At 57.0% G+C, this 9,269-nt stretch carries 5 protein-coding genes; 4 read left to right on the plus strand and 1 reads right to left on the minus strand.

The genetic code is table 11. The annotated features are described in order from the left end of the window. Positions 1-22 precede the first annotated feature (22 nt). The 4 genes from VKZ50_04115 (at position 23) to VKZ50_04130 (ending at position 6,045) form a co-directional block, all read left to right on the plus strand. On the plus strand, positions 23-520 hold the full coding sequence (locus VKZ50_04115; GenBank protein HLJ58898.1) for a putative phosphothreonine lyase domain-containing protein: 498 nt from the start codon (positions 23-25) through the stop codon (positions 518-520). A gap of 138 nt (positions 521-658) precedes the next feature. After that, positions 659-1,360, plus strand: coding sequence for a DUF3800 domain-containing protein (locus VKZ50_04120; GenBank protein ID HLJ58899.1), 702 nt, complete (start codon positions 659-661; stop codon positions 1,358-1,360). A 2,015-nt stretch (positions 1,361-3,375) separates the two neighbouring features. After that, entirely contained in the window at positions 3,376-4,899 is a 1,524-nt protein-coding gene (locus VKZ50_04125) for an ATP-binding protein (protein HLJ58900.1), read from the plus strand. Between the two features lie 3 nt (positions 4,900-4,902). Then, positions 4,903-6,045, plus strand: coding sequence for a hypothetical protein (locus tag VKZ50_04130; GenBank protein ID HLJ58901.1), 1,143 nt, complete (start codon positions 4,903-4,905; stop codon positions 6,043-6,045). 679 nt (positions 6,046-6,724) lie between these two features. Here VKZ50_04130 and VKZ50_04135 read toward each other — a convergent pair. Further along, positions 6,725-9,190, minus strand: coding sequence for an AAA domain-containing protein (locus tag VKZ50_04135; protein HLJ58902.1), 2,466 nt, complete (start codon positions 9,188-9,190; stop codon positions 6,725-6,727). Between the last annotated feature and the right edge of the window lie 79 nt (positions 9,191-9,269).

Below are 9,269 nucleotides of genomic sequence, written 5' to 3' on the forward strand. Positions count from 1 at the left end.
CTGTTTCGGAGGTGTTGGTTCCATGAAAAAGAGCAAACGATCAGGCCCCAGGATGCCTACGCGCCATGAGATTATCAAGCACCGGCAACAACTAGTTGCTGATCCTTACGTGAAAGCCAGCCCATCCGAAGTAACAGATACGCCATGGATATATGCTCGCCGACAAATTGGCGATTATCCGGAAGCGACTGAGCGCAGTGGCAAATGGCTGATCTTCACACCGGTTGAAAGGATAGATGAAACCTGGGCCGCGATAAAAGCGGCAACTGAAGCGGGTAGACTCGGGGATAGCTCAAAGGTTGCGACAATGTACCCGAACCCGCTCAATAGAAACCCAAGCAGTCGAGTCGTTTGCGTTTACACTTATGATTCGACAGACGAGGTAGACGTTCACAGAGTGAGGGATGTACTGCGTGAACTTGGCTTTACTCAGAAACTGCCCTACAAGACTGATCGCGATACTCTCAAGGGCAACTACCAGCACACAAGCCATACGCGCATCGGCGCGTACTACGAATGAACCCCGGGCTTTTTGAAAGTTCGCTGCGTTCACTCAAGAACGCCTACGACGATCGAGTCGTAGGACTTGCGTGGTGGTAAAGTGCACTACAAGATGGCGAATTCCAAACCCCGCACCAGAAGCACACTTACCTTCGTGATGGAATCGAGGCGCCAAGTTATTTTTCCAGACTCGTGTCTCCTCGTGTTCATTGATGAAACTGGGGGCCCGTTATTCACCGACCCCACCTACCCAATATTTGGATTAGGAGGATGTGTTGTTCCTGTCACAGATTATGTTGACTACTTGAGAGACTCGTGGACTCAAATGAAGACGACGTACTTTGGGGGAGCGTCCATCATACTACACGCATCGGGCGGCCGTAAGCCTGGGAAACGAAGGGCCGAAGCTGTGGCGAACTTCCTCGGCACGTCTGCTTTTGGACGGATAGCCGCTGTGGTTACTAACAAGACTATGTTGGTTCAGGGCATCCGCCCTTACCAACTCGCTGCCGGTGCGCTAGTAGACTGTTTGGTGAAGGTTGCCAAATGTGCATTCACAGAGATCGTCCTTATTTTCGAAGAATCGGCCAGCTACGATACGGTAGCCTTTCGGGAATTTGAGGGGTACGGGATAGTCCGAGATGGCTGCCGGATTCCCCTTGCGAAGTACCGTATGCCCAAGGGAGCTAACGAGCCGGGACTTGAAATTGCAGACTGCCTTATTCATGCGATTGGTTCCCACGTGCGTAAGCGTCTGGCAACTTCGACGGAGCCAGCCCCCGATCCAATCTACGCTAGTGCGTTCATCAACATTCCGTCCTCTTGGCAGAGCTCCATCGAAATCACCAAAGTATTCTGATCACACGGTCGCAATCATGTACTCCATGTCTCTTTCATGGAGGTAACGGGTTATCCGCATACAAAACCCTTGGACGATATCCAAGAATCGTGCTTGGCCCTACCGATCCCGATCGGTGGCGCGACCCAGCCTCCGCGGCACTGCTCATACCGCCGGCAAGCTCCGTCTTCTACACACTCTTGAGGTCAGCTCGAGAGTACATCTCGAGGCGATAGCGTGGATCCGGGTCCGGCTGGCGACGGATTTTAAGGTCAAGCGGCGGCTGTGGCCACCGCGGCATGCAGAAAGTGGAGCAGGACCGTCGGTATCTCGGATACCTGAGGCTGCTCTTCGGGATCGGACTCGCATGGCTTCCACTCTATGGGAACACAGACTGGGCCGCGAACCGCCGATTGCCACGTTGTCACCGCTTCCGCTGTTCTGGCGCCGTCGCGCATGGTGGGCTTGGAGGAACGGGACACAGGGGGAGGCTCACGCGGACCCTACCCTAACCGAACAGGAGTTCGGGCTCGCGTTGTCGTATGATTCTCCGGCTTCAAGGAGCCAAGACACCTACACAGCAGGAGCCGCGGACGGATGTCGACTGAGCCCTTTCATCGCTGGTACACATCCGTTATGGCGTTCTCGCCAAGTTTGGTGCGTGATGCAATTTCTGAGCTCGGGTGCGACAGATCGGGGTGGTTGCTCGATCCTTTTTGCGGTACAGGAACGTCCTTGGTCGAGTCGGCCTTAAAGGGTGTTCCCGCGATCGGTGTCGATTCAAACCCGTTCTCCTGTCTTTGCAGCAAAGCCAAGACCCGCCCGGGTGTTGATCCCGACCGGCTGGAGGCGGCTTGTCGCGAAATTATTGCGCTCGCGGACGCCATTGGAAACTCAGCAGAGCACACTCCACAGGCGCTTCCTCATGTCGTCCGGAAAGGGTGGGTATCATCGAGAATTTGGTCGTCCGCAAGTACCTTATTCCATCTAGCTGGGAGCATTCGAAGCTACGACTCCAGACGGCTGCTGCGCTTAGCGATCATCTCGGCGGTTAAGGAACACTGCGCGAATGTGGCCTTTGGACCTGAGATCTACAAGAGAAGCAGGCGATGCAAGCTGAGTCTACGCCAGGCCATTTTGGGAAAAGTAGGTCAGATAGCGACAGATCTGAGGTCGGCACGTAAGCAACGGGGTTGGGGAAACATTCGTGTCATTCACGGAGACTCACGAGATCTTGGTTTCCTCGATCGGATAGCTATAGATGGCAAGATACGCTGGATCATTACCTCGCCACCGTATCCGACTGAGCACGATTACTCGAGGATCACGAGAATCGAATTGGAACTCGGTCGATTTGTACGCTCATATAGTGATCTTCGAAAGATCAAGCGAATGCAACTTAGGTCGAACAGCAAGACCGTGTATGTGGACGACGAAGATTGGCGTTTCGTGAGCAGGATGTCGTCCGTCACGAGACTGGTCAGGATGCTCGAACGTCGGGCAAGCCAGAAGACCTATGGATTTGCGCGCCAATACCCCAAAGTGGTCGGCAACTATTTTGGCGGCCTTCGACGCCACCTCGCCTCAGTGGCCGATGTGATCGTTCCTGGCGGTCGAGCTTTATATGTACTCAGCGAACAGCGCTCATACTTCGGTGTGCATATCCCAACTACTCAGATTCTCGAGGAAATTGCGTGCGAGAGGCTTCGAGGTTTCCGTTGCATTAGTAGGAAAACTGTAAAAATCCGCAGGGGCACGCGCGGGACTACCCGTCCCATCTATGAAGAAGCCATGATCCTTGAGCGACGCTAGTGGAGGGCCGGGACTTACGGCTGACGTTGAATCTTCCAGACACCGGTCGGATTTGGGCGCGATTCATTCGTGGATTCGCCCCTAGTGTGGGCAGCGCGTGTCGAACATCGGATAAAAGGTGTCCAAGCGCAGCGCGAGCAAGTTACGCAATGTGACATGCTAGCACAACGAACGCATGGATTACACTGATCTCCGTCGATAGTTTGACCTAGGAGAATCCGGCCTTGGGCAAGATCAAAGTACACGAGAAGGCACTCGCCCATTTGAGTAGAGGTCTATACCGCAGCCCTGCCAGCGCATTGCGAGAACTTGTAAGCAACGCATGGGATGCGAGCGCTAGGATCGTACGCATCGACACAGGCGCTCCGCATTTTTCGGAGCTCACTGTGCAGGACGATGGGGAAGGCTTTACCGGTGAGGATTTCGTGAGCCTCATGGAGGGGGGTATTGGCAATAGTGAAAAGCGCGTTGGCCCTCCAACATTGATCAATGATCGGCCAATCATCGGGCGCCTTGGTATTGGGATGCTCGGCATAGCGCAAATCACAGGCGGTTTCACCATCACTTCTAAGCCAAGAAACGGCAAAGGCTTCAGGGCAAGAGTGCAGCTGTACGACCTAATAAGACCGCGTCTGGACAAAGATGATAAGGACATCGTCGTGCTTCCAGATGAAGTAGACGTGGGTGAGTATCAGCTTCTCGACGACTTTGATCCGGGTAGATACAAAGTAGGGACGACTATCGTTGCGGACGACCTACATCCCGCCTTTGTGCAATCGTTCAGGGAATCCTACCAAAAGCCACCAAGAAATTGGGCAGAATTCATCCGGCGGTCGACAAAGAAAGCGACGATCCAGGAACTGGGGGATCATTGGCGCCTCGTATGGGAACTGGCCGCTGCTTGTCCTCTGCCTTATGTCGGGGCGCGTGCGATTCCAGACCATCTCGTTGCCGACGACCACAAGAAACTCGAGGGCTTTGCTTTCAAAGTTCTTGTAGATGGTCTTGAACTCCGGAAGCCTGTCTGCCTTGCGGGTAACGAGTCGGGCTATACGACGCACAGGATTCAGCCGACAACTCAAAGAGTCTTCGGTCGCGATGTGAGCTTTCACGGCTACATCGTCGTGCAAGAGGGAAAGCAGATCACCCCCGACGAGCTGAGGGGTATAATGATTCGCATAAGGCAAGTGGGAATAGGTCTGTACGATCGTTCTCTGTTGGATTATCGCTACAATGAGGGTCCACGTAGCAGGTGGATCACCGGCGAGGTGTACGTCGATCAGGGCCTTGAAGATGCTCTTAACATAGACAGAGACAGTTTCAATCGTTTCCATCCAGAATTTCGCCTGATCCAGAAGCAGATGCATGAGGCTCTGCAAGATGTTGTGTTCCCGAAGGTATACAAACAGATCGACGTTCGCTCGGACGCGCGCCGGGATACTCGTACCCGCCAGCGAACCAAGTTCATCCGCGAGGTGCTAGCTGAAGGCAGCGACGCTCAGGTTAAACTGCATCAGACAAAAGCTGGCAAACTGGAGGAGGTCCTGGCAAGTTCGATCGTGAGGAGGTCAGGGAAGCGGCTTGAAGTCGATTTGCCATCTCCAGAAGCCATGCCCACTAAGAAGCCTAACAGGCTTCTGGCTAGCGCCATTGTCGCGATCTATGATTCGAGCCAACAGGAGGTAAGCCAAAGTCGACGCCGCGATACATTCATTCAGCGAGTCCTGTCACTACTAGCTAAGTGGTAGGAGATGAGCGGCCTGGATTTTCCCTACCGTCAGTGCCCACTGAAACACTTCGTCAGGACTGACGGCTGGCTGCCGATGTGCAGACGGCGCCTGCAGGCTCTACGCCAGGGCAGGAGGCCGAAAGATGTACGGCGGCTCAGGTACTTTACGTTTTGTGCGGTGAGCGCTATCGATGTTCTCATGCTGGACGTAGCAAGAGTGATTCGACCATCCAAGGACGGCCAGTTTGATACCGTGTTTTTCTTTACAAGAAGTGACGAGGCAGTCCTCGAAACTCGACAGAGCATTCCGGGCGCAACGGGCTTCCCCGACGAGTTCGTTGAGACTGTATTACTCGACGATTTGGATGAGCATATCACGGACATCCTGCCGGAAATCCCGGCAGAGCGTCCTGACGAACGCCACGTGCGGGCCGAAATCAGACGGTTGATGATCCAGCGTGACTTCCGCCGCTCCTTCCCTTTTGACGTGATCAATTTAGATTTGGAAGGGTATCTCTTTAAGCCCAGCGAGAGAATTCCTGGCAGGCTCATTCGTGCTATTAGGAAGGTTTTCGAGTGGCAGCAAAGACCGCTCGTTGTGGGCCATCGACAGGAACATCTCGACGGTTTTGGACTAATGTTTACAACAAAGATCGGGCCAGAGAGGTTGGGCGATGATTTCGGCGCTATGCTCAGGTGCACACTTGAAGAGAATATTGCTTCTGACCATAGTCTTCGCCCGATCCTTGCCACAAGGACTGGCGTTGATCAAGTTGCGACGCTAATCGGAACGGATTTCGAGGCTTTCTTCAAACTCGCCGTGCCAAAGATAATCTCCAAAGCACTGATCGAGACAGACTGGTACGTGGACCCCACCCCTGGCATCATCATCTATGAGTTCGAGCGCAGGCCTACGACCCAGAGAGCCGACGACTACAAGATGCTCCATCTGGTCATGGATGTCCGACGACAGAACCCACCTAGGGATAGCCGCGCGCCAGGTTACACCCCTTCTACTACACTTACGGCGTACCGGCAGGTGGTGCGACAGTTGTTTGAGAGACCTCAGACGGTTGTTGCTATGGACACCGTGGATGTTGCCGCCATGGAAAAGAGCCTCGCTCTTATCGAGAGTCGACGGAAGAAGTACGCCAGCGAATCCTAATTCAATTGCAGGGGGATGGTCTGGGCGGGATGGCTCGCGCCGAGCGAGTGAACACCTCGGCTAACCTCCGAAAGCAACGCCCCTACCGCGGCCGCGGAATTACGCAGGGCAGCGCACTACTCCGCATCCTCATGTGTGAAGAACGTGGCTAGCCAGACCGGTTTGCTTTCATCCACATAGATGGTCCAAACATGCCACCAGCCGGGCCCGACCTCTTTCGATCTGGACGGGCCCGGAGTGGACCATAGCGGACGGCTGACTCTTGGACAGGACGGTTGTAAGGCCGCTCATGACACACCTCCTGGTACTGCGGTACCCTGCAACAAGGGAGCGCGAGCGGTCCGTGGACGGTAGACAAGCACGAATCGATCATCGAGGAGTTCCTCGAGGATGGGCAGCACCAGCGCCTGATTCAGACGGCCGAGACCACCCCAGAAGTGCGAGCGCGATTGGTCCATCCCTACTGAAGTGCCCTGGATGTGCGGGAGGTCATTAATGAACTTGCGCAGTCCCGTGTCGATGAGCCGAGGGTCAGAAGGGTGACGCCAATGTCGTTTCGTCGCCAGGCAAGAGAGTTGATACTGGTTTAGTCCGGACTCTGCCCGGCAGATATTGGGATGTACCCAACGCGTCGAAGCAGGCTACGCAGGCTACGCAGGCTACAGGGCGGGCTGGTGACTCAACCCCGACCGTGCCCCAAGTTGATCGTCTTCTTGCAGCGAGGATAGCGCGAACAACTAAGGAACGGGCCGTAGAGGCCACTCCGTAACATCATGGGCTGTCCGCAGCTCGGGCACATACGATCAGTGGCGAGGCTGTCCTTCTTCCGGAGGCGTCGCTTGAAGGTGCACTCCGGCGCCCGCTGGCAAACCAGGACGACATGTGGCGTCCCAATCACGGCCTGCAGGAGCCCACCACACTCGGGGCAGGCTTCCTGGGTGCCAACCACTTCTTCCGCGGCCTTCCCGTCAGGACCGGGTACGTATGCCGCGGTGACCACAGCATGGGTCAGGGCAGATGCGGCACGCGGCGAAACGAGTCGGCGGGCGCGGTTTTGAGTGAGGTCTTCCGCAGTAGCCTGAGGAACCCCGTCCCATATGATACGGCGGTCAATGACCACGAGCGGTCTCGGGAGGCGCGCAATCAGGTTATCAGCCTCGCCATTCACGGCCACGCGGGGCGACGGCTGACTGGTATGCAATGCGACGCGGACACCGCGTGCCGCTGCGGCCTCAAGGAGACCACTAAGATCACACCCGGTATCGCCGGCCGGAACGATCGCGAGAATCTCGTGGCGGGCAGCCGCGATATCGGTATCAAATGGTGCGCGGAACATAAGAGCGTCCTCAATGATCATCTCGGATGGGACCACGGATCCAGTGCGACCCAGCATGGCTGCAATCCGCACGAGCGAGGAGTTGTCATCGAGCATATGGTTGAGATGGTCGACGTCTGCAAGCACCACAAGGGTCTCCTTGGGGCGCGTTAGCGCGACGTTCAAGAGGAGTTTGGCTCCCTCCTCATGGAGATCGTCCAGCATCGGTGCGGGCCGCTCCGGCGGGGCCTCAACGGTGTCGAAAATCACAATCGACACCTCGCCGCCTTGAAACCGGTGGACGGTGGCGACGCGCACGCACCGCGCGAGATTGAGGTCCCGGATAAACGCGCCGAGCAGACGGGCTTGCGCGGCGTACGGCGTGAGGATCGCGACGCGCCCCGGAACCGGGGGTGTACCGGCAAGCTGGGCCGCCAGCGTCGTCGCGACGTGCGCGCTATGCAGGTTGAGACGGCTGCCGCGGGCGAGCCGAACGCACCACGGTGCGGCGCTGGACGTATCGACCAGCACGAGCGGCATGGCTTGTGTCCCGGACTTGGCGCTGGTTCCGGGATCCGTGTGTAAGACGCCTTCATAGAACAGCTGATTCGGAATCTCCGCGATGGTGGGGTGCATCCGATACTGTGTGTCCAAGAGGGACACGTTCGGGTGATCTCGCGCATGGTCAGGCGTGATGATCCCGAGGTGCTGATAGATATTGCGCCCGAGCCAGCGTGCTGCCACCAGGGTTTGTGCAAGCGATACGGGGGGGAGTTGGAGGAAGTCTCCACCCAGGACCGCGTACTGGCGAGCTCGAGTCAAAGCCCAGAATAGCGCCGGGAGCGGTGCCATGCTGGCCTCGTCGATAATGCACACATCGAACGGGACTTCGGGGAAAAGAGATGAGAAGAAGACTTGGGTCAGGGTGGTGCAGACGACCTTGGCGCGATCGAGTAGCGCCTGCGACTGCTCCGTGATAGCGCTCCGATCGGACCCGAGCCGGCGCGCGAGTGTCTCGACGTACTGGTCGAAGAGGACGCGGTCGTGTTGGGCAAGCCCTTCATTCCGATGGTGCCCGAGCCGGAGAATCTCGTAGTTCTGGTACCATGGGGTGTCGTGCAGGAGATTGGCGATGTCCATAGCCGCCTCGTCCACGGCCACATTGGAGTGTGCGACAACGAGCACGCGCATTCCGCGCCGGAGAAACGCTTCCGTGACTCGAGCAAGCGTGTGGGTCTTGCCGGTCCCCGGCGGGCCCCAAACGAAGCTCACGGGCTGCGTCTGGGTAAATGTCACAGCCGCCTGTTGGCTTGCGTTCATCGCGGCATCGACCTGAGGAGGCACGATCTCAGCCGAGTCTACAACCGCCGCATCCTCGGGGCTGGGCAGGAAGACCCTGCGGGCGAGCTCAACGTCTATCGGCTCTTTCCCTTCGCGAACAAGCCGAAGTCGGTCCCGGAGGCGCTCAGGGAGGAACGCGAGGTTGCTGACCAGCCCCGCATGGGAGATCTCGTGTCCGAGATCCTCCGTGGTGTTGACCACCACCGCGATCTCATCGCCGTTGATGTAGAGCACACTTCCCTTGTACCGGCGGCCTCCGACGTCGAGCTCTACGGGGACGTCATCGGATGCAGCTACGGAGCGGTCCATGAGGAACGTGTATGCGGAGTGGTCGGCTCCGCGCTGGGTACGACGGCCGTCGGAGAGGGATGTGATCGAATCGCCTTTGGCCGATTTCGCGGCCGTAATCTCGTCCCGCAACGCGGCGATGAAGGCGTCAAGGAGCTTGTCAATCTGAGTGACAGCGACAGGAGGAGTGGTGGTAGGCACCCTCTCAGAGTACCTCACCCGTGGCGGCGCGGACAGGCAACCGCCACGGGGACAATGCGGATTAGTGCTTACGCTTCGG

It is taken from the genome of bacterium, assembly GCA_035295165.1.
In the GTDB taxonomy this organism is placed as follows: domain Bacteria; phylum Sysuimicrobiota; class Sysuimicrobiia; order Sysuimicrobiales; family Segetimicrobiaceae; genus JAJPIA01.

Coding starts and splice junctions, on each gene's coding strand:
- VKZ50_04115 (HLJ58898.1), top strand. CDS start 23: ATGAAAAAGAGCAAACGATCAGGCCCCAGGATGCCTACGCGCCATGAG.
- VKZ50_04120 (HLJ58899.1), top strand. CDS start 659: ATGGAATCGAGGCGCCAAGTTATTTTTCCAGACTCGTGTCTCCTCGTG.
- VKZ50_04130 (HLJ58901.1), top strand. CDS start 4,903: ATGAGCGGCCTGGATTTTCCCTACCGTCAGTGCCCACTGAAACACTTC.